The organism is Plantibacter sp. (genome assembly GCF_059073635.1).
On the sequence record NZ_JCACOF010000009.1, the window covers coordinates 79,796 to 100,596 of the forward strand.

The 20,801-nt window shown below is 70.3% G+C and carries 18 protein-coding genes, 1 other RNA gene and 2 pseudogenes; 13 read left to right on the forward strand and 8 right to left on the reverse strand.

Annotated elements, in window-relative coordinates; all coding sequences use genetic code 11:
* Positions 1-32: 32 nt before the first annotated feature.
* Entirely contained in the window at positions 33-677 is a 645-nt protein-coding gene (locus AC5JOC_RS10365; protein WP_494246415.1) for an FMN-dependent NADH-azoreductase, read from the reverse strand.
* Positions 678-728: 51 nt separating this feature from the next.
* On the opposite strand from AC5JOC_RS10365, the pseudogene AC5JOC_RS10370 reads away from it, so the two are divergent.
* From AC5JOC_RS10370 to AC5JOC_RS10380, 3 genes and pseudogenes are all read left to right on the forward strand, one after another.
* Positions 729-2,049: pseudogene (locus AC5JOC_RS10370) on the forward strand (kynureninase).
* 10 nt (positions 2,050-2,059) lie between these two features.
* Positions 2,060-2,986: an aldose 1-epimerase family protein gene (locus tag AC5JOC_RS10375; protein WP_494246416.1), complete on the forward strand. Its 927-nt coding sequence runs from the start codon at positions 2,060-2,062 to the stop codon at positions 2,984-2,986.
* Between the two features lie 133 nt (positions 2,987-3,119).
* Entirely contained in the window at positions 3,120-3,359 is a 240-nt protein-coding gene (locus AC5JOC_RS10380) for a hypothetical protein (protein ID WP_124769288.1), read from the forward strand.
* Positions 3,360-3,373: 14 nt separating this feature from the next.
* Here the strand turns inward: AC5JOC_RS10380 and AC5JOC_RS10385 are convergent, their stop codons facing one another.
* The 3 genes from AC5JOC_RS10385 to AC5JOC_RS10395 form a co-directional block, all read right to left on the reverse strand.
* Positions 3,374-3,538, reverse strand: a complete 165-nt coding sequence (locus AC5JOC_RS10385) for a hypothetical protein (RefSeq protein WP_165766994.1) — start codon at positions 3,536-3,538, stop codon at positions 3,374-3,376.
* 80 nt (positions 3,539-3,618) lie between these two features.
* Entirely contained in the window at positions 3,619-4,038 is a 420-nt protein-coding gene (locus AC5JOC_RS10390; protein WP_064293757.1) for an organic hydroperoxide resistance protein, read from the reverse strand.
* 63 nt (positions 4,039-4,101) lie between these two features.
* On the reverse strand, positions 4,102-5,001 hold the full coding sequence (locus AC5JOC_RS10395; protein ID WP_494246417.1) for a LysR family transcriptional regulator ArgP: 900 nt from the start codon (positions 4,999-5,001) through the stop codon (positions 4,102-4,104).
* Between the two features lie 68 nt (positions 5,002-5,069).
* Here AC5JOC_RS10395 and AC5JOC_RS10400 point away from each other — a divergent pair, with 68 nt between their 5' ends.
* The 4 genes from AC5JOC_RS10400 to rnpB all read left to right on the forward strand — a co-directional run bounded on the left by AC5JOC_RS10400 (position 5,070) and on the right by rnpB (position 7,759).
* Entirely contained in the window at positions 5,070-5,687 is a 618-nt protein-coding gene (locus AC5JOC_RS10400; RefSeq protein ID WP_079705864.1) for a LysE/ArgO family amino acid transporter, read from the forward strand.
* Between the two features lie 36 nt (positions 5,688-5,723).
* Positions 5,724-6,539, forward strand: a complete 816-nt coding sequence (locus AC5JOC_RS10405) for a Nif3-like dinuclear metal center hexameric protein (RefSeq protein ID WP_124769292.1) — start codon at positions 5,724-5,726, stop codon at positions 6,537-6,539.
* A gap of 44 nt (positions 6,540-6,583) precedes the next feature.
* On the forward strand, positions 6,584-7,321 hold the full coding sequence (locus tag AC5JOC_RS10410; RefSeq protein ID WP_064293761.1) for a zinc ribbon domain-containing protein: 738 nt from the start codon (positions 6,584-6,586) through the stop codon (positions 7,319-7,321).
* 71 nt (positions 7,322-7,392) lie between these two features.
* Positions 7,393-7,759: RNase P RNA component class A (gene rnpB, locus AC5JOC_RS10415), an RNA gene on the forward strand.
* A gap of 67 nt (positions 7,760-7,826) precedes the next feature.
* On the opposite strand, the gene ppgK is transcribed toward rnpB, so the two are convergent.
* Positions 7,827-8,603: a polyphosphate--glucose phosphotransferase gene (ppgK, locus tag AC5JOC_RS10420; RefSeq protein WP_085510829.1), complete on the reverse strand. Its 777-nt coding sequence runs from the start codon at positions 8,601-8,603 to the stop codon at positions 7,827-7,829.
* A 9-nt stretch (positions 8,604-8,612) separates the two neighbouring features.
* Complete coding sequence (gene map, locus AC5JOC_RS10425; RefSeq protein ID WP_463528688.1) at positions 8,613-9,515, reverse strand: type I methionyl aminopeptidase; 903 nt, start codon at positions 9,513-9,515, stop codon at positions 8,613-8,615.
* Positions 9,516-9,549: 34 nt separating this feature from the next.
* Between map and AC5JOC_RS10430 the strand changes: the two genes are divergently transcribed.
* From AC5JOC_RS10430 to AC5JOC_RS10445, 4 genes and pseudogenes are all read left to right on the forward strand, one after another.
* Positions 9,550-9,735 (forward strand): hypothetical protein, encoded by a 186-nt coding sequence (locus tag AC5JOC_RS10430; RefSeq protein ID WP_064293764.1) that lies wholly within the window; start codon positions 9,550-9,552, stop codon positions 9,733-9,735.
* Between the two features lie 285 nt (positions 9,736-10,020).
* Positions 10,021-11,808, forward strand: a complete 1,788-nt coding sequence (locus AC5JOC_RS10435; protein WP_494246418.1) for a hypothetical protein — start codon at positions 10,021-10,023, stop codon at positions 11,806-11,808.
* Positions 11,809-11,905: 97 nt separating this feature from the next.
* Positions 11,906-13,261, forward strand: a complete 1,356-nt coding sequence (locus tag AC5JOC_RS10440; RefSeq protein WP_079705870.1) for a glutamine synthetase family protein — start codon at positions 11,906-11,908, stop codon at positions 13,259-13,261.
* A gap of 21 nt (positions 13,262-13,282) precedes the next feature.
* A pseudogene (locus AC5JOC_RS10445) lies at positions 13,283-16,277 on the forward strand (bifunctional [glutamine synthetase] adenylyltransferase/[glutamine synthetase]-adenylyl-L-tyrosine phosphorylase).
* Positions 16,278-16,352: 75 nt separating this feature from the next.
* On the opposite strand, the gene glnA reads toward AC5JOC_RS10445, so the two are convergent.
* On the reverse strand, positions 16,353-17,777 hold the full coding sequence (gene glnA / locus AC5JOC_RS10450) for a type I glutamate--ammonia ligase (protein WP_056005986.1): 1,425 nt from the start codon (positions 17,775-17,777) through the stop codon (positions 16,353-16,355).
* 139 nt (positions 17,778-17,916) lie between these two features.
* On the opposite strand from glnA, the gene AC5JOC_RS10455 reads away from it, so the two are divergent.
* Positions 17,917-18,348, forward strand: a complete 432-nt coding sequence (locus AC5JOC_RS10455) for an RDD family protein (protein WP_079705872.1) — start codon at positions 17,917-17,919, stop codon at positions 18,346-18,348.
* Positions 18,349-18,436: 88 nt separating this feature from the next.
* On the opposite strand, the gene AC5JOC_RS10460 is transcribed toward AC5JOC_RS10455, so the two are convergent.
* A complete protein-coding gene (locus AC5JOC_RS10460; protein ID WP_071260054.1) occupies positions 18,437-19,141 on the reverse strand; it encodes a DUF4191 domain-containing protein in 705 nt (234 codons plus the stop codon).
* Positions 19,142-19,552: 411 nt separating this feature from the next.
* Between AC5JOC_RS10460 and AC5JOC_RS10465 the strand changes: the two genes are divergently transcribed.
* Positions 19,553-20,791: a serine/threonine-protein kinase gene (locus AC5JOC_RS10465; protein ID WP_494246419.1), complete on the forward strand. Its 1,239-nt coding sequence runs from the start codon at positions 19,553-19,555 to the stop codon at positions 20,789-20,791.
* Positions 20,792-20,801 lie beyond the last annotated feature (10 nt).

Here is a 20,801-nt window from a genome sequence, read left to right on the forward strand (position 1 = left end):
TCGGATCCGTCGTCCGCCCGTCGTCTCGGCGTTCAGGCCGTCGAGACGGCCAGCCGCAGTCCCGTCTCGGACGCCAGCCGGAGGGCCTCGGCGAACTCCTGCTCGCTCCGTTCGAGCTGCGCTGCGAGCGCCGGATCACGGTCGGCGAGGGTCAGACTCGTCGTGATGACGTGGACGTCCATGCCGAGCGCTCCGCCGAACAACGTCCGCAGCGCCGGCACCTCGTGATCCCAACCCTCGGTCGGGCTGCCCGCGTCGTAGGCGATCCCGCGGCTGGTGGCGATGACGACCGGCCGGCCGGTGAGCGCTCCCGTGTCCGCGGAGGTGACACCCGGCACGTGGATGTGGTCGATCCACGCCTTGAGCGACGATGGGATCGAGAAGTTGTAGAGCGGCGCGCCGATCACGACGATGTCGGCGCCGAGCAGCTCGTCGAGCAGGACGCGCTGGAGCGTCTCGGCCTCGGCGGGCGGGTTCGTACCGGGGCGGCGGTCGGCCGGCGCCCAGTGGAGACTCGCGTCGGCGAGGTGGGGGAGCGGATCCAGGTGCAGGTCGCGACGGACGACGATGCCGGTGGGGTCGGCGGTCGACCAGGCGTCCACGACGGCCTGCGAGAGCCGGCGGGACCGGGAGGTGTCGAGATCGGCGGAGGAGTCGAGGTGCAGGAGGGTGGGCATGCGGCAACGCTAGCAAGCCGGGTCCCGTCCGCTTCCTTGCGGCGCGCACCGGTGGCGGTTACCGTCGCAGGATGGTCGACGCCCCAGCCCCCACCACGTCCGCCCGCCCGGACGCACAGCGTCCTCGACGAGGCCGACCCGCTCGCGGAACACCGCGCGGCGTTCGTCCCGGCCGAGGGCGTCGTCGCCTACCTCGACGGGAACTCCCTGGGGCGGCCGTTGCGGGCCACGGCGGAGCGGCTGCAGTCGTTCATCGCGGAGGAGTGGGGGACGAGGCTCATCCGGTCGTGGGACGACCGCTGGTTCGAGCTGCCGCTGACGCTCGGCGACCGCCTGGGATCGGTCGTGCTCGGTGCAGCACCCGGCCAGACGGTCGTCGCCGATTCGACGACCGTGCTGCTGTACAAGCTGATCCGCGCGGCGGTCGACGCGACGTCGCTCCGCCGGAGGGGCCGCTGGGCGCGACGAGCTCGTGATCGATGCGGGGAACTTCCCGACGGACCGCTTCGTGATCGAGGGGATCGCCGCTGAACGCGGTCTGCGCGTCCGTTGGATCGACGCCGACCCGGTCCACGGTGTCGCCGCGCACCAGCTGCGCGAGGTGGTCCACGAGCAGACCGCACTCGTCGTGCTCAGCCAGGTCGACTACCGGTCCGGAGCCCTGCTCGACGTCGAGGAGCTGACCGCGATCGCCCATCAGGCGGGAGCACTCGTCCTCTGGGACCTGTGCCACTCCGCCGGTGCGGTCCCGATCGAGCTCGACGAGTGGGGCGTGGACCTCGCGGTGGGCTGCTCCTACAAGTACCTCGGCGGCGGGCCCGGTGCTCCGGCGTTCGCCTACGTCGCGGCGCGCCATCAGGACCGGCTCCTCCAGCCCATCCAGGGGTGGATGGGCGCCGCCGACGTCTTCGCCATGGCCGACGCCTATCAGCCGGCCGTCGGGATGCGCCGGTTCCTCAGCGGGACACCACCGATCGTCGGCATGCTGCCGCTCGAGGACTCGCTGACGCTCATCGAGTCCGCCGGTGTCGCCGCCATCCGGGCGAAGTCCGTGGCGCTCACCACGTTCGCGATCTCCTGGGCCGATGAGCACCTCGCGGGCTCCGGTGTCAGGGTGATGACCCCTCGTGACGCGGCGCGTCGCGGTGGACATGTGACGCTCGGTCACCCGTCGTTCCGCGAGATCACCCCGCTGCTCTGGAATGCGGGCGTGATCCCCGACTTCCGGCACCCGGACGGTCTCCGCATCGGGGTCGCACCCTTGAGCTCCGGCTTCGCCGAGCTCGAACTCGGGCTGATCCGGATCGCCGAGGCCGTCCACCGGTGGACGGCTTCACACGGCTCCACCCCGCCTGGCGGACGTCCGTCGTAGGCTTGGCGGCATGCCCGCTGCTTCTGGAACCCAGTACCGTCTCCACCACGCCGGTCCGCGGGGCGAGGTCCGAGCGACGGTCACCGAACTCGCCGCCGGACTGCGCGAACTGACGGTCGGCGGACGCACCCTCGTGCAGTCCTTCGGTGAGGACGTCGTCGCCCCGATGGGGTGCGGGATGGTGCTCGTGCCGTGGCCCAACCGCGTCCGGGATGCCCGGTGGACGCTCGACGGTGAACCGCAGCAGCTCGACGTCACCGAGGCGGCGACCGGGAACGCCTCCCATGGTCTCCTGCGCAACACGGGATACCGGGCGGGGGATCACACCGATCACGCGGTGACCCTGCTCGCCTCGGTGTTCCCGCAGCACGGCTACCCGTTCCGCCTGGACACCTCGGTCGCCTACACGTTGGACGACGACGGCCTGCGGGTGACCCACACCATCGTGAACCGGTCGAGTCGCCCCGCGCCGGTCGCCGTCGGCGCTCACCCCTACCTGGCGCTCGGCGACGTGCCGACCGCCGACCTCACCGTGACGGTGGCCGCCGACACCTGGTTCGAGACGGACGAGCAGCGCATCCCGGTCGCCTCCCGTCCCGTCGACGGGACCCCGTACGACCTGCGCTCGGGTGCTCGCGTGGGCGACCTCTCGATCGACGTCGGCCTGGGTTCGGTCCGGCAGGTCGACGGTGCCGTCCGACACCGGCTCACCGCACCGGACGGCGACACCGTCGAACTCTGGGCGGACGACGACTTCCGATTCGTCCAGGTCTACACGCCGAAGAACTTCCCGGCGGCAGACGGACCGACGCAGGCCATCGCCATCGAGCCCATGACGGCCCCCGCCGATGCGCTGAACAGCGGGACCGGACTCCGGTGGTTGGAGCCCGACGAGCGGTGGTCGCTGTCCTGGGGGATCCGACTCACGCAGGTGTGACCGGCACGCCGTTCGGCGGACGGTCGACCGTCCCACGGGCGGAGGAGGATCAGCTCAGAGGATGACGCCACGGGGGCGATGATCGCCCCGGCGTCCGATGTGCCGCCCCCGGGTGTCGACGGACACTGGTGGCATGACCACGCACCTGGACACCAGCCCGAATCTCTTCACCCTGTCCACGCCCCGGGTCGCGCAGACCGAGCGGCTTCAGGTGGCGCGGTCGACGGCTCGACCCCGCGGACGGTTCGGGGCCTTCGTGGGCGTCCTCCTGGGGAACATCGTCCTCTGGAGCACGCTCTTCATCACGATCGGCATCGTGCTCGCGCTGCAACTCGGCATCGTCGGCGTCATCGCCGCGTCGATGTTGCGCTGAGCGCGATCTCCGCGTCAGGTCCCTGAGCCGGCGAGACCCGTACCGGATTCGTCTGCTGCGTCCTCGGCGGGCGCGTCGTCATCCAGCGCCTCGTCCTCGACCACGGCATCCGGGAGCCCCGGCAGCATGGCTGCCGCGCCCTCGTCACGGATGCCTTCGACCGCCCCGAAATCAGACATGATGCTTCCTCTCGATCGTCGTGCCCGCCAGCGTAACCGGCGGACACGACGATCGACAGCCCTTGCGGGCGGGAGCTTCGTCAGTCGACGATCGACACCGTCACGTCGATGTTGCCGCGTGTGGCGTTCGAGTAGGGGCACACCTGGTGCGCCTGGTCGGCCAGCTGCTGGGCTTCATCGTGCGTCACGTTCGGCACGTAGACGTCGAGCTCGACGGCCAGGCCGAAACCGCCCTCACCGTTCGATCCGATGCCGACGCTCGCCGACACCTCGGCGTCCTTCGTGTCGAGCTTCGCGGTGCGCCCGACGGCGTGGAGGGCGCTGAGGAAGCACGCGGCGAAGCCGGCGGCGAACAACTGCTCGGGGTTGGTGCCCTCGCCGCTGCCGCCGAGTTCCTTCGGGGGACGGGTGTCGAAGTCGAGGAGGTCGTCCTCACTGCGGACGTGTCCGTCTCGTCCGCCTCCGGTGGCATGGGCAACTGCTGTGTACGCGATATCCATTGCTCCATCCTTGCACCGTCGTGCGTGCCCGGTGCACCTTCTCCGGGACCTCTCGGCAGTCGTTCAGTGCAGCGTGGATCGGGCCGCGTCGACCACCGCCGTCGTGACGAGCTCGAGCAGCCGGGAGTGGAGTCGCCACTGCTGCCAGAACAGCGGGACGTCGACGCCGCCCGTGTCGTCGAGCACGACGAGCTCGCCCCGGCGCAGCGGCGCGTCGGACTGCGCGTCCGGGAGCATGCCCCAGCCGAGACCGAGGCCGACGGCGGTCGCGAAGTCCGCCGAGGCCGGAACATGGTGTCGCGGCGGGTCGGCGGGGTCGACACCACGTCGTCGGAGGTAGGCGTCCTGGAGATCGTCCTTCCGGTCGAACACGACGACGGGCGCTGCGGTGAGCGCCTGAGCGGTCGCACCGTCCTCGAACCAGCGCGCCGCGAACGCGGGTGACGCCATCGGTCGGTATCGCATCCGGCCGAGAGGCCGCACCGTACAGCCCTGGACCGGCTCGGCGTTCGACGTGACCGCGGCCATGACGCTGCCCGCACGGAGGAGGTCGGTCGAATGGTCCTGGTCCTCGCGAGCGAGGTCGAAGACGATCGACTCCCGTGCTGCGACGTCCGCCAGCACGGGCAGCAGCCAGGTGGCGAGGGAGTCGGCGTTCACGACGATCGGGATCACCGCCGGGGTGGCCGGCGTGAGCGGGTCGTCGGCGTGCAACTCGAGCGCCGCGTCGTGACCGAGCAGGTGCACCGCGCGGCCGAGGCGGAGCACGATCTCACCTGACGCCGTGATGGTGATCGGTTTGGTCCGGAGCAGGAGGACCCGTCCGACGCTCTGCTCGAGGGCCTTGATGCGTTGACTGATCGCCGACGGCGTGACCATCAGCTCCCGGGCGGCCGACTCGAAGGTGCCGTGGTCGACGGCGGCGACGAAGGCCCGCAGTTGCTCGAAGTGGAAATCCATCATAAGAGGATCTTACGATTCATCAGAATATTGAACTGGATTCATCATGCTGCGCCTCCTACGGTCGGAGCATGACCTCCGCACTGCAGGCCGCGATCGCGGGCCTCGGCCTCGGCCTCTCACTCATCGTGGCCATCGGCGCCCAGAACGCCTTCGTCCTCCGGCAGGGCATCCGGCGCGAGCACGTCCTGCCGGTCGTCCTCGTGTGCGCACTCTCCGACGCGGTGCTCATCATCGCCGGTGTCAGCGGCATCGGCTTCGTCGTGGAGCGGTTCCCCGTGGTCCTCGTCGTCCTCCGTTGGGCCGGCGCGGCCTTCCTGCTCGGCTACGGTCTGCTGGCCGCACGCCGTGCGCTCGCCCCGTCCGGTCTCGCCGCCGACCGCGGTGGCAACGGCCTCTCACTCAGGGCGGCGGTGCTCACCGTGGTCGGCCTCACCTGGCTGAACCCCCACGTGTACCTCGACACCGTCCTCCTCCTCGGCTCGATCGCGAACACGCACGGGGAGGTGGGGCGGTGGTGGTTCGCCGCCGGCGCGGTCCTCGGGAGCATCCTGTGGTTCACCGCTCTGGGGTACGGCGCTCGGTTGCTCCGCGGGGTCTTCGCGAAGCCCGTGGCCTGGCGCATCCTCGACGTCGCGATCGCGGTCGTCATGATCGCCCTCGCGATCATGCTCGTCCTGCGCCCCTGAGCGTGCTCGAGGGTGCCTGGTTAGGATTGCCGGGTGATGAGAACCCTGCGTGAGGTCAACACGGTCGTCGAGCGCCTCTGGCCACTGTCCGGAGCCGAGGACTGGGACGCCCCGGGGCTCCTCGTCGGCGACCCGGACCAGCCGGTCGGGCATGTGCTCCTGGCGGTCGACGCGGTCGGCGTGACCGTCGACGAGGTGCTCGAGCGCCCCGACGGTCTGCTGCTGGTCCACCACCCGCTGCTGATGCGCGGTGTCACGACCGTGGCGGGTGACCGGTACAAGGGGTCGCTCATCACGCGCCTGATCCGTGGCGGCGCCGGACTCATCGCCGCACACACCAACGCCGACGTCGTCGTCGACGGGACCTCGGACGTCCTCGCGCAGCGGCTCGGCCTGCACGACCCGGCTCCGATCGTCCCTGCCGCCGACGGCCTGACCGGGCTGGGTCGGGTCGGCGACCTCCCGGAGGAGACGACGCTCGGCGCGATCGCACGTGCCCTCGCCGAGATCCTGCCGGCGACCGCCACCGGGGTCCGTGCCTCCGGCGACTACGACCAGGCCGTCCGGAGGATCGCGCTCTGCGGGGGAGCGGGGGACTCGCTCCTGTCCCACCCCGCGGTCCGCGCGGCCGACGTGTACATCACGGCCGACCTCCGCCACCACCCGGCGTCCGAGGCCCGGGAACAGGCACTCCTCGGCGGCGGGCCGGCCCTCGTCGACGTCTCCCACTGGGCGAGCGAGTGGCTGTGGCTGGAGGGGGCCGCCGACGCGCTCCGACGAGAGCTCCCTGGACTCGACGTCCGGGTCAGCGAGCTGCGTACCGACCCGTGGGACTTCGTCGTCACCCAGTAGTCGGCGCGGCCGGTAGGGTGATGAGTCGAGAGTTTGGAACAGACGTGAAAGCCAGCCCAGCAGACCAGAAGACGTTGCTCACCCTGCAGAGCATCGACACCGGCGTGCAGCGCACCGCCCACCGCGCGGCGAACCTCCCCGAGGCCGCGCGCATCGCGCAGCTCCAGGCCGAGATCGAGACCGTCCGCCTCCGTCGCCTGGAGCGGGTCGGCGTCCGCGACGACGCACAGACCGAGCTCGGGCGCATCGAGTCCGACGTCGCCGTCGTCGCGGCCCGCATGAAGCGCGACGCCGACCGCCTCCAGTCGTCGACCTCCGTCAAGGACGTCGAAGCGCTGCAGAGCGAGATCGCCTCGTTGCAGAACCGGCAGAACAACCTCGAGGAGATCCAGCTGAACGTCATGGAGCGGGTGGAGGCCGCGGAGGACGCCGTCGCCCAGGTCGACGCCGAGCGCGCCGGACTCCAGGAACTCCTCGACGAGGTCGTCGCCAAGCGCGACGCCGAACTCGTCGAACTCGAGGCCGAACGGGCACGACTCACCGCCGACCGCGAGTCACTCGCACCCGGCATCCCCGCCGACCTCCTGGCCCTCTACGACCAGCGCCGCGCCCGCGGCGGTATCGGTGCAGCACTGTTCCGCGCCGGCACCTGCGGAGCATGCAAGATGTCGCTCACCGGCAACGACCTCCAGGCCGTCCGCGCCGCACCGTCCGAAGAGGTCGTGCAGTGCCCGGAGTGCGCCGCGATCGTCGTCCGGACGGACGAGTCCGGCCTCATCTGAGCCGGACGCTGGCTCTACGACACCGGCGGTCCGCGGCCGCTGTCACGGGCCGGTAGACTCGTCTCCGTGAACGGGCCGGCTAGACGGTCGCGTCACCGAGACCTCCGGGTGTCGGTGCCGAGGAACGTCCGGGCTCCACAGAGCAGGGCGGTGGGTAACACCCACCCGGGGTGACCCGCGAGACAGTGCCACAGAGAACAGACCGCCGTGGGCGACCACGGTCAGGGTGAAACGGTGGGGTAAGAGCCCACCAGCGACCGGGGTGACCCGGTCGGCTCGGTAAACCTCGTCCGGAGCAAGGTCAACAGGGAACGCTGAGGCTGCTCGCCAAGTTCCCGGGTAGACCGCTAGAGGGCGGCGGCAACGTCGTCCCGAGAGAGATGGCCGTCCAAACGCGAGAGCGTGGGACAGAACCCGGCGTACCGGTCGACCCGTTCACACCCCACGCCGCACGCTCGCGTAGCGCTGCGACGGACACCGCACGCAGCGCGCCCGGCGCAGCGACTCAGGCGATGCGTTCGGCGGGGCCGGCGGCGAGAGCGGCTGCGCCGAGGATGCCCGCGTTGTTGCGGTGCACGGCGGGGATGATCGGGGTGTCGAGCTTCAGGAGCGGCAGGAAGTGGTCCGCGTGCTTGGACACGCCGCCGCCCACCACGAACTGATCGGGCGAGAAGAGGAACTCGAGGCGCTCGTAGTACTTCTGGAGGCGCTTGGCCCACTTCTCCCAGCTCAGGTCCTCGCGCTCCTTGACCGCGTAGGACGCCCGCGTCTCGGCGTCCTTGCCGTCGATCTCCAGGTGCCCGAGTTCGGCGTTCGGGATCAACGTGCGGTTGTAGATGAGCGCCGTGCCGATGCCGGTGCCGAGGGTCGTCAGGATCGTGAGACCGCTGGCGCCCTTGGCCGCGCCGAACTCGGTCTCGGCGTAACCGGCCGCGTCGGCGTCGTTCACGAAGGTGATCTCACGCCCGAGGCCCTGCTCGAACAGCTGCTCGGCTTCGAGGCCGATCCAGGCGTCGGAGACGTTCGCCGCGGACATCGTCCGGCCGTTGCGGACGATCGCGGGGAAGCAGACGCCGAGCGGGAGTCCGTCGGAGGCCGGGGACAGCTGCTCGAGCACCTCCCGCACCGTCACGACGATGTCCTTCGGCTCGCCACCCTTCGGCGTGGGGATCTTCACCCGATCGGTGAGGAGGGCACCCGTCGTGAGATCGACGACCGCACCTTTGATGCCGGTCCCTCCGATATCGATGCCGACGGCGGACCGGGGAGCTGCGTTCGTCATGCGTCCAGCCTAGAGCGCCGCGGGCGCTGCGGCGGTGTCGATCGTGCTCGGAAGGGTCAAGACCTCGGCCCCGCGTTCGGTGACGACGAGCGTGTGCTCGAACTGCGCGGTCAACGACCGGTCGCGGGTCGTGACCGTCCAGTCGTCGTCCCACTGCTCCCAGTCCTGGGAGCCGATCGTGAGCATCGGCTCGATCGTGAACACCATGCCCGGCTCCATCACCGTGTCGTACAGCGGCGCGGCGTCGTAGTGGGGGACGATCAGCCCCGAGTGGAAGGACCGGCCGACGCCGTGGCCCGTGAAGTCGCGGACGACGCCGTACCCGAACCGCTTCGCGTAGGACTCGATCGCACGACCGATGACGTTGATCTGCCGGCCGGGGGCGACGGCCTTGATACCGCGGTTGAGGGCTTCCCGGGTGCGCTCGACGAGGAGACGGGTGTCGTCGGCGACGTCGCCGACGAGGAAGGTCACGTTGCTGTCGCCGTGCACGCCGTCGAGGTAGGCGGTGATGTCGATGTTCACGAGGTCGCCCTCGCGCAAAGCGGTGTCGTCGGGGATGCCGTGGCAGACGACCTCGTTGACCGAACTGCAGATCGACTTGGGGTAGCCGCGGTACCCGAGCGTCGACGGATAGGCGCCCTCACCGATGACGAACGCGTGTCCGATGGCGTCCAGTTCATCGGTGGTCACCCCGGGGCGGACCGCCGCGCCGACGGCCTGGATCGCATCGGCGGCGATGGTCCCGGCGATCCGGATGCGTTCGATCTCCTCAGCCGAATACAGGTCGCCCCGGGTGTCGGTGGCCGGTGCGGCGCGGCCGACGTACTCGGGGCGGACGATCGTCTCCGGCACCGATCGGGGGCGGCCGACGCGACCGGGGATCAGGTGACCTGCGGTGTCGAAAGGCATAGGATCAAGCCTAACCGAGCAGGGGAGACGCGCCGTGGCGAAGGAACCATCCGAGCAGTACTGGTACAACACGAAGACCGGTCAGGTCGAGTTCGGCTTCGAGTCGAGTGTCGTCGACCGCGTCGGTCCCTTCGAGACGGCTGCGGAGGCCTCGCACGCACTCGAGCGACTGCGTGCCAACAGCGCGAAGTGGGACGCCGACGAGGCTGCCGAGGACTGAGCCACCCGGGTCGCAACGCGAGCGGATTGCGGGTAAGCCCTCTTCCGCAGGCGTGGTGTGATCCGCCAGGATGGGCCGAGCGATGAAGCTCGAGCGGGGGGAACATGCACAGGATCGACCGTCCGCGGAGGCGACCGATCGCCGTCGGACGAGGTGCCGTCGCGGCCCTCACCCTCGGACTCCTCCTCATGCCGACGTCGCCAGCCGGTGCAGCGCCGACGGTCGCCGCCGAGGTCAGCTACCGCCGAGTGCGTCACCGCGGTGCCCGGTGGTTCCCGCTGCGGCGTGTTGACGGTGCCCCTGTCGCGCGCGGTGCCGGACTCGGCGGAGGCGACCCTGCCGTACGTGCTCGTACCGGCCGCCCTCGAGACCGGGCGACCGCCGCTCGTCTACCTCGCCGGCGGGTCGGCGCTCTCGACGCTCGACATCCAGCAGCTCGCGGTCGAGGGCGGGCTTGCCGCCGACCGCGACGTGGTGTTCGTCGAACGCCGGGGCGGTCGCGACGCCACGCCGTCGCTCGACTGTGCGCCGGCGACCGCCGCCATCCGCGCGTCGCTCGGCGCTGACGGGGACCGCGCAGCGCGCGTCGCCGCGGTCGGCACGGCCTTCGCCTCCTGCGCCGCGGCCTGGCAGGAGGACGGCATCGTGCCGAGCGACTTCGGCGTCGCGCCTGCGGCGGCGGACCTCCGCGACCTCCGGCAGCAGCTGGGCTACGCGCGATGGACCATCCTGGCCGTGGGCTCGTCGGCCGGCGTGGCCCTCGCGGCGTCCGACGCCGATCCGGGTGGTGTCGACGGTGTCGTCCTCGACGGCCCCGACCTGGGTGCACCCGGGATCGTCTCCGCGGGCGGTGTGGCGGCCTCCCTGGCCGTCGTCCGTGCGCGCGGCGTCGAGCCGCAGGGTCCCGTTCCGTCCCCGCCGGCGGCACCACAGGCCGCCGCCGCCGAGGAACCGGAGTCCGCGACCCCGGACACCGCGCCGACCGAGGTCTCACGTTCGGCCGGGATCCTCACCGCCGCCACCGATGAGCTCATCGCCGAACCGCACCGCACCTCCGGACCGCGGCCGATCACCCTCGGTGGCGACGCGCTCCTGGCGATCGCCTCACACGCCTTGTCCGATCCCACCGCCCAGGCGGCACTCCCGGTGCTCCTGAGCTCGGTCGCGGACGGCGACAGCACGGTGCTGGATCCCGTGGCGAACGATGCGATCGCCCAGCTGACCGACCCCGAAGGCATCCTCGACCGCGTGCTCGGGTGTTCGACGACCGGCTGGCCTGGGGCGATCGAACGCTCGGACGCGGAGGTCACCACGCCGACGTTGCTGGAGGACGTCGCGGCCGCCGCCTGCTCCTCGTTCGCCGTGGGTGCGACGCCGCCGCCGGGAGCGATCGGGACGTCGGTCTTCGTGCTCGGCGCCCCGGAACAGGCCGCCGCCCTCGCCGTCCCCGTCGCCGACGGCACGGCGGACGCCCTCGTGGCGGTCTTCCCCGGGTCGGGAGCCGTCCCATCGGTCAGCAGTGCGTGCGCGCGGGTCGCGGTGCGCGCGTGGCTCAGCGATCCGGCGAGCTATCGGGCGGCGCTCTGCGACGCCGACGACGCGGCCGTCGCCGTCGTCGATCGAGCCGATGTCGCGGCGAGCCCGCGATGGGCCCAGCAGACCTCGTCGGACGCCGGTGGCAGGTGGTTGCTGCTGGTGCTGCCCATCCTGTTCGGGCTCGTGGCCATCGGATGGTCCGTGGCGTGGGGCTACCGGTTGATCACCCAGGCGCTTCGGCGCCAGCCGGTCCAGGACGGTCTCCTGCTGGGGATCGCTCCGGTGTTCGGAGCGACGTGGGCGATCGGCGGAGCCGTCGTGCTCGTCCGTGCGGCTGCCTCGAGTCCGGCGATCGCTCTCGTCGGGGTGCCCGCCGCCTTGCCGTGGCTCTCCATCGCCCTCCTCGTGAGTTGCCTCGGGCTGGTGCCCGTCTGGCAAGGGGCCCACCGTGGATCGCGGCTGCGGATCGCCGCCCTCTCGCTGCTGTGGGCGGCGACGGCCGGCTGGACCGCACTCTTCGTCCTCGCCTGGTGGTGAGCCGTGGATCGCCCACGCCCGGCGCGCGCTGATGAGCGGGAACCGGGACGGAGCCAGTAGCCTAGACACGGGCCGCCGGCCGAAGGAAGAGGGGCAGATGGATAAGCAGCGCGACTTCGTTCTCCGCACGATCGAGGAGCGGGGCGTCAAGTTCGTCCGGCTGTGGTTCACCGATGTCGTCGGGACGCTCAAGTCCGTCGCGATCGCCCCGGCCGAAGTGGAAGGCGCGTTCTCCGAGGGCCTCGGCTTCGACGGATCGGCGATCGAGGGGCTCAGCCGCTCCTACGAGTCGGACCTCCTGGCCCACCCCGATCCGACGACCTTCCAGATCCTGCCGTGGCGCGGCGAGATCGACCCGACGGCGCGCATGTTCTGCGACATCACGACGCCTGACGGCCAGCCCGCCGTCGCCGACCCGCGGAACGTCTTGAAGCGCACCCTGGCGAAGGCCGCCGACATGGGGTTCACGTTCTACACGCACCCCGAGATCGAGTTCTACCTGCTGAAGTCCTCGCAGTACGGCGTCGACGGACCGGAGCCGGTCGACTCCGCGGGCTACTTCGACAACGTCCCCGGTGGCACCGCGCACGACTTCCGTCGACGTTCCGTCCGGATGCTCGAAGACCTCGGGATCTCCGTCGAGTTCAGCCACCATGAGGCGGGACCCGGCCAGAACGAGATCGACCTGCGGTACGCCGACGCCCTGACGACGGCCGACAACATCATGACCTTCCGCACCGTCGTGAAGGAGGTGGCGATCGAGCAGGGCGTCTACGCGACGTTCATGCCGAAGCCGCTCGTCCACCAGCCCGGCAGCGGCATGCACACGCACATGTCGTTGTTCGAGGGCGACTCGAACGCCTTCTACGAGGCGGGTGCGCAGTACCAGCTCTCGAAGACGGGCCGGCAGTTCATCGCCGGACTCCTGACGCACGCTCCGGAGATCACCGCGGTGACGAACCAGTTCGTGAACTCCTACAAGCGACTCTGGGGTGGCGTCGGACCGAACAAGCTGTCCGAGGCCCCGAGCTTCGTCTGCTGGGGCCACAACAACCGCTCCGCACTCGTGCGCGTGCCGCTGTACAAGCCCAACAAGGGCCAGAGCGCTCGGGTCGAGTACCGCGCCATCGACTCCGCCGCCAACCCGTACCTCGCCTTCTCGCTCATGCTCGCCGCTGGGCTGAAGGGCATCGAGGAGGGCTACGAGCTCCCGCCGGAGGCCGAGGACAACGTCTGGACCCTCTCCGACACCGAGCGTCGGGCACTGGGATACAACGCCCTGCCCGCCAGCCTCGATCGCGCGGTCAGCCTGATGGAGGGTTCCGAACTCGTGGCGGAGACGCTCGGCGAGCAGGTGTTCAACTACGTCCTGCTGAACAAGCGACAGGAATGGCACGAGTACCGGGCCCAGGTGACCCCCTTCGAGTTGGCCAGCAACCTGGAGATGCTCTAGACGAGGGGACCGGTCGGTCGCATGGTCCGCGAGAACATCTCTCTGAGCACGCTCGCCCGACTCGGGTTCACCGGTCTGGGTGAGGCCCGGGACCGGCTGGACGAGCTCGCCGAGCTCGTCCAGCTCGACCCGGCGTCGCTGTCGCCCTCCTTCGCCGTCGCGGCCGACCCCGACGCCGCGCTGGTCGGTGTGCTGATGGTCGGTCGGAAGTCACCCGACGAGCTGTCGGCGCTCCTGGCGGACCAGGCCTCGGCCGAGCGACTGTTCCGACTGTTCGGCGCCTCGCAGGGGTTCATCGACTTCTTCCTCCGCCACCCCGACCAGCTGTCGGTGTTCGAGTTGCCGGTCACCCGCGTCCCGACGCTGCAGGAGGCGCGCGACGAACTGCTCGCGAGCGTCGGTGCCGAGGACGGCTTCGCCGCGATCGTCGAGGAGCCGGCCTGGGACGCGATCCGCGTGGTCTACCGCCGACTGCTCGCCGAGGTCGCCCTCTTCGACCTCTGCGCCCCGGACCCGATCGTCGTGCTCGACCGGGTCGCCAGTGCCCTCTCCGACCTCGCAGCGGGTGCGTTGGAGGCCTCCATCGCCGTCGCACGCACGCAGACGAGCGGCCCGAGGGGGCCCGGCGTGTACCCGCGCGAGGAGGTCGCGGCCACCCGCTTCGCCATCATCGGCATGGGCAAGGCGGGCGCACGGGAACTGAACTACGTCTCCGACGTCGACGTCATCTTCGTCGGTGAGGGTTCGGGCGACGACGAGGACGGGCTCGACAACGGGCGTGCCGTCGAGATCGCCACCCGGCTCGCGGTCCTCACCATGCGCGGTCTCGGACAGGCTGGTCTCGAGCCGAGCCTGTGGGAGGTCGATCCGAACCTCCGCCCGGAGGGGAAGGCCGGCGCCCTCGTCCGCACGCTCGAGTCGCATCTCGTCTACTACGACCGCTGGGCGAAGAGCTGGGAGTTCCAGGCGCTCCTCAAGGCACGGGCCCTCGCCGGCGATCCCGAGCTCGGTGCCCGCTACATCGAGGCGGTGCAGCCGAAGGTGTGGGGGAGTGCGTCCCGCGAGGGCTTCGTCGAATCCGTGCAGCGCATGCGCGAACGGGTCACCGAACACATCCCGGCGGAGGACGTCCACTACCAACTGAAGCTCGGCCCGGGCGGGCTCCGCGACATCGAGTTCACGGTCCAACTGCTGCAGCTCGTCCACGGACAGCTCGACGACTCCGTGCATCAACGCGGAACCCTCGCCGCCCTCGACGGCCTCGCGACCGCCGGATACATCGGTCGAGCCGAGGCGCAGGAGTTCGCGCACGACTACCGCCTGCTCCGTGTGCTCGAACACCGCCTGCAGCTGACGCGCCTGCAGCGCACGCACATGATGCCGCGCGACGAGCCGTCCCTCCGATCCCTGGCCCGATCGAGCACGCTCGCGACGACCGCACAGGCCCTCGTCACGCGATGGGAGAGCCACGAAGCACGGTGTCCGGCAGCTGCACGAGCGGTTGTTCTACCGGCCGCTGCTCTCGGCGGTCGCGGCCTTGCCCGAGAGCGGTCTGAGTCTGACGAGCGGTCAGGCGGAGGCGCGACTCGCGGCGATCGGCTTCGTCGACCCCCGCGGCGCGCTCGCCCACATCGGGGCGCTCACCGCCGGCGTGTCTCGGCGCGCCAACATCCAGCGGCATCTGCTCCCCGTCATGCTCGGCTGGTTCGCGGACGGCGCCGATCCCGACTACGGATTGCTCGCGTTCCGGCGGCTCAGCGAGTCCCTCGGCGAGTCGCACTGGTTCCTGCGGATGCTCCGCGACTCCTCAGGCGCGGCCGAGCGGCTCACGCGGGTCCTCTCGGGGTCCCGGTTCATCGGCGAGCTCATGGACCGCATCCCCGAGTCGGCCGCTTGGCTCGCGGGGGACGAGGACCTCCTCCCACGATCGTCGTCCGCGCTCGGCGAGGAGATCGCCGCCATCCTCAGACGACACGACTCACCGGACACCGCAGCCGCCGCCATCCGCGCGGTGCGGCGACGCGAAGTCCTCCGGCTGGCGATGTCGTCGACCGTCGGCATGCTGGACGTGCAGGGCCTCGCCGCCGGGCTGACGGACGTGTCGACGGCCACGCTCGCAGGGCTCCTCGGCGCCGTCAGACGCATCGGCGGCCTCGGCGCGGACATCGAGTTCGCCATCATCGCCATGGGCCGCTACGGCGGCGCAGAGCTCGGACTCGGTTCGGACCTCGACGTCCTCTACGTGTTCCGGCCGAAGGACGGGGTCGACACCCAGGACGCACAGCGGCAGGCCGGAGCGATCGCCGCAGAACTCAAGCGTCTGAGCGAGGACGCCCGGCTCCCGCTCGACCTCGACCTCGACCTCCGTCCCGAGGGGAAGAACGGTCCGCTCGTGCGCTCCCTCGACTCCTACCGGAACTACTACGCGCGCTGGTCCCTCACCTGGGAGGCGCAGGCGCTGCTCCGCGCCGCCGGAGTCGTGGGCGACACCGAGCTCATCGAGGCGTTCACCGAGGTGGCGGACACGGTCCGCTATCCAGCCGCGATCAGTGAGCAGTCCGTCCGCGAGGTCAAGCGGATCAAGGCACGTGTCGAGAACGAGCGGCTGCCGCAGGGCGCCGACCCGACGAGACACCTGAAGCTCGGGCGCGGCTCGCTCAGCGACGTCGAGTGGTTCGTGCAGCTCCTCCAGCTCGAGCACGGGGCGGCGGTGCCGTCGTTGCGAACCACCTCGACGCTCCGAGCGCTCGACGCGGCGGTGGAGGCGGATCTCGTCGACCGGGAGTCCGCCGAACGACTCCGTGAGGCCTGGATCCTGGCGTCGCGGATCCGCTCGGCCATGACGCTGTGGTTGAACAAGACGCAGGACGTGCTGCCGAGCGACCGACAACAGCTCGAAGGTGTGGCGCGGCTCCTGGAGTACCCGACCGGGTCGGCGAGTCTCCTGGAACAGGACTACCTCGCGGCCACCCGGCGCGCCCGGACGGTCTTCGAGCACGGCTTCTACGGCATCTGAGCCGATCGCCTCGACCACACGGAACCGCCCGCCATCCGAGAGGATGACGGGCGGTTCGCGGTGCAGCAGGTGTCGTCAGACGCCGTAGTACAGCTCGAACTCGAACGGGTGCGGGCGCTGGGCCAGCGGCTTGATCTCGTTCTCGCGCTTGTACTGGATCCAGGTCTCGATGAGCTCCGGCGTGAAGACGTTGCCGGCGAGGAGGAACTCGTGGTCCGCCTCGAGTGCCTCGAGCGCAGCGCCGAGCGATGCGGGCACCTGCGGGATGTTCTTGGCCTCCTCGGGGGGAAGCTCGTAGAGGTCCTTGTCGACGGGCTCGTGCGGCTCGATGCGGTTCTTGATGCCGTCGAGGCCGGCCATCAGCTGAGCGGCGAACGCGAGGTACGGGTTGCCGGAGGCGTCGGGCGCGCGGAACTCGATGCGCTTGGCCTTCGGGTTCGTGCCCGTGATCGGGATACGGATCGACGCCGAGCGGTTACCGGCCGAGTAGACCAGGTTGACGGGAGCCTCGAAGCCGGGGACCAGGCGGTGGTACGAGTTCACCGTCGGGTTCGTGAACGCCAGGACGGCGGGGGCGTGCTTCAGCAGGCCACCGATGTACCAGCGGGCGAGGTCGGAGAGGCCGCCGTAGCCGTTCTCGTCGTAGAAGAGCGGCTTGCCGTCGCTCCACAGCGACTGGTGCGTGTGCATGCCCGAGCCGTTGTCGCCGAAGAGCGGCTTCGGCATGAAGGTCGCGGTCTTGCCCCACAGCTCGGCCGTGTTCTTCACGATGTACTTGAACTTGAGGATGTCGTCCGCCGCGGCGACCATGGTGTCGAAGCGGTAGTTGATCTCGGCCTGGCCGCCGGTGCCCACCTCGTGGTGCGCGCGCTCGAGGATGAGGCCGGCGTCGATCAGCTTGAGGCTGATGTCGTCGCGGAGGTCGGCCTGCTTGTCGACGGGGCTGACGGGGAAGTAGCCACCCTTGTACGGCGTCTTGTTGCCGAGGTTGCCGCCCTCTTCGGCGCGGCCGGTGTTCCAGGCTCCCTCTTCGGAGTCCACCGAGTAGAAGCTCGAGTGCTGGTTCACCTCGTACCGGACGTCGTCGAAGATGTAGAACTCGGCCTCGGGGGCGAAGAACGCGGTGTCGGCGATGCCGGTCGAGGCGAGGTACTTCTCAGCCTTCTTGGCGACCTGACGCGGGTCCTTGGAGTAGATCTCGCCGTTGCGGGGGTTGTAGATGTCGAACACCATGATGAGCGTGCGCTCGGCACGGAAGGCGTCGATGTAAGCGGTGGAGACATCCGGGATGAGCTGCATGTCCGACTCGTGGATGTTGGCGAAGCCACGGATGGACGAACCATCGAAGAGCTGGCCGACGGTGAAGAACTCCTCGTCGACGGTGCTGGCCGGGATGTTGAAGTGCTGCTGCACGCCGGGAAGGTCCGTGAAGCGGATGTCGAGGAACTTGACATCGGTGTCCTTGATGAACTTGAGCACTTCGGAAGAATCACTGAACATGTGAATGGCTCCAAATGGGGTTGGTACAGGGAGGCTGCACAGCGCAGCCATCTGTGAGACTACGGGGAGGGGGTTACCCCGCCATGACACCCATGTTTCGTGGATGTTACGAGAATCCCCGCCCGAATAGAATGGCACAGTGCCCCACACCCCGCAGAATCCACGGACCTTCGGAGAGCTTCCTCCCAGCGCCTTCCCCGGTGAACGCCTCGGACTCCCGGAGAGCGGCGTCCGATCGGTCGCGCGGGTCGGTCGGCGGATCACCGCGCTCGTCATCGACTGGGCCCTGGCGGTCGTCCTCTCCGTCGCGTTCTTCGCCTACGACGCAACCGCGACGCTCGTGATCTTCGCCATCATGCAGTTCGTGTTCATCCCGACCATCGGCGGCAGTCTCGGTCATCGCCTGTGCGGCATGCGCCTCATGCCGCTGACCGGCGGTTGGGTCGGACTCTGGCGGCCGGCCGTGCGTACCGTGCTCCTCTGCGTGCTCGTCCCGGCGCTCGTCTGGGATTCGGACCAGCGCGGCTTCCACGACAAGGTCGCCGGCACGGTGCTCCTGCGGGTGCGCTGAACGCAGCCGGAAACGCGAACGGCCGCCCTCCATCAGGAGGGCGGCCGTTCTTTCCGTACCGCGAGGTGTTCCGAGCGGTGTCGGTGGGTCAGCGCGCGCGCTGCGGGCGGACCCGCATCGGGTCGACGCCCTTCGGGATGGGGAGCTGCGTACCGAACGAGGACAGACGGTTGCTGACAGCGAGCACCTCGGGGTTGGTCAAGGACTTCTTGACCTTCCGGAGGGCGCCGGAGAGCTGACGGAGCTGCACCGAGTCGGCGTCGGGGCCGACGTGGAAGACCGTGATCGGCACGTTCGGGAGGATGCGGGTGACCTTGCGCTTCTCGTCCTCGAGCAGACGCGAGGTCCGCGATCGGGGTCCTTCGGCGATCAGTGCGACGCCACCACGGCCCACGGCCCGGTAGATCGCGTCCTGGGTCTTCGGGTTCACGGCGACGGGCATCTCGCTGGTCTGCCACGAGCGCGGAGCAGCACGGAGCACCTGGCCCACCGCGCCCGGCCGACCCTCGATCTGCGTGTAGACGACCTTGTCCGCGCGCCGGGTGAGGATGAACAGGGCCGCGAGGATACCGGCGAGCACACCCGCGATGATCCACATGACGAGCGCGAAGATGTTGCCCGCCGAGAACAGCAGCGCGACCGCGACACCGATGAGCACCGGCAGGATGAAGCCGCCGAGCATCAACCACTGCGCCGCCTTGTCGTGGCGACGGGTGAGCTGGAACACCTGCCAGAGCTGCTTGATCCGCCCTGGTTCCTTCTGCGCCGCCGGGGGCGCGTCCTTCTGAGCCATGCTCCCAGGATAGCCGGTGACGGAGGCTCCTGATGCTGCGTTCTGCTCCACAGGCCGCCGCCGCGGGGACCTTGTCCACAGCCGCGTGCGCCGACGCCGCCGGACGGGGTTCCGTGTCGGAGGATCGAGCTATGGAAACACTGCCAGACCCGTCCGCCACCACAACCCGGGTTGCCGGCCGTCGTCTCGTCCGGCGCTTGGGTGAGGGCCGGGAGTGGACGGCCTACTCGACGGTGCTCGCCCACGCCGGATCCGCGCGTGGAGGACGTACCGACCAGGCCGCCCCGGCGGGCGACGCCGTGCTGCTCCGAGCGAGGGCGGACGCCGCCGAACGCGACCTCTGGCGTCGCGCGGCCATCCTGTCCCGACTCGACCACCCGCACATCGTGAGACTCGTCGACGTCGCCGAGGATGCCGACCGGCCTCCCGTGTCTGCTGGTCGAGCGGCTCGCCGGCGGCACGTTGGGAGAACTGCTGCGCCGCCGGGAGTCGATCGCTCCCGGTGAGGCCGTCACGATCCTGGCGCCACTGGTCGACGCCATCCGCGCGGCGCACCTCTCCGGGATCAGCCACGGGTCGATCAGCGCTTCAGCCGTGCGCTTCGCCGACGACGGCCGACCGGTCCTCTCCGGCTGGTCGGGCGCAGCTCCCGTCGACCACCAGACGATCGATGGTGGGCTCGGCCGCACCGCTCCGGCGTTCGCTGCCGATTGGACGGCGTTCGCGGGGCTCATGGACGGTGTCCTGCAGGCGACCGACCCCGACGAGGCCCCCTCGACCGTGGCCTGGGCCGACGTCGTGCCTGAACTCGCCGACCACGAGATCGCCAACCGACTGCAACAGCGGATCCACGCCCTGGCACGACCGCTCCCGGTCCTGCTCGACCGCGTCGACCCGCCGTCCGCATCACCTGCCGATGCCATCCGTGCTTCCGCCGATCGCGCGCAGCGGACCGCTCCGCTCCCGCCGACCCGACGAGCCGCAGTCGAATCGAGGCGTCGGTCACGACATCCCGCGTCGTCGCTGCGTCGTCGTCTGGCCTGGCGACCCGGTCGAGGCACACGGGTCACGGCCGCGGCCCGCTCGACGCCGTCCGTCGAATCCAGCCCGAGACGTCGTCGACTCGTGATCGGAGCGGCGGGCGCGGCAGCGGCACTGGTGTCGGCTGCGATGGTGTTCCTGCCGTCCGAAGACCCGAGCACCGCGATCGCGCCGACGCCGGCCGGTTCGGTCGGCCCGGCGCCCGAACCGGTCACGGGTACTGCGCCGCCGGTGGAGACGCCGACGTCACCGGCGGACGAAGCTGACGCCGTCGACGTGGTCACCGGCGACGATCCGGCGGCCGCGGCCCGCGAGCTCGTCCGCCGACGGGATCAGTGCCGCACGACGGGGGAGGAGGGGTGCGTGTGGGACTCCGTCGAACGCGGGTCCCCGTTCGACGACGACGAGCACCTCGGTGTCGGGATCGGATCGATCGATGCGGCGAGTCTGGACCTCGTCGACCGTCAGGGCGACGCGGCGGTCCTCCGCGGCACGGCCGAGCCGTCCGAGACGGACGAAGCCGCCGCAGGACGACGACAGCCCGTCACGCTCCTCGTGGTGAGGGGCGAGACGGGCTGGCGTCTGCGGGAGGTGTTCACCGCCGGATGAGGCGGTGGAC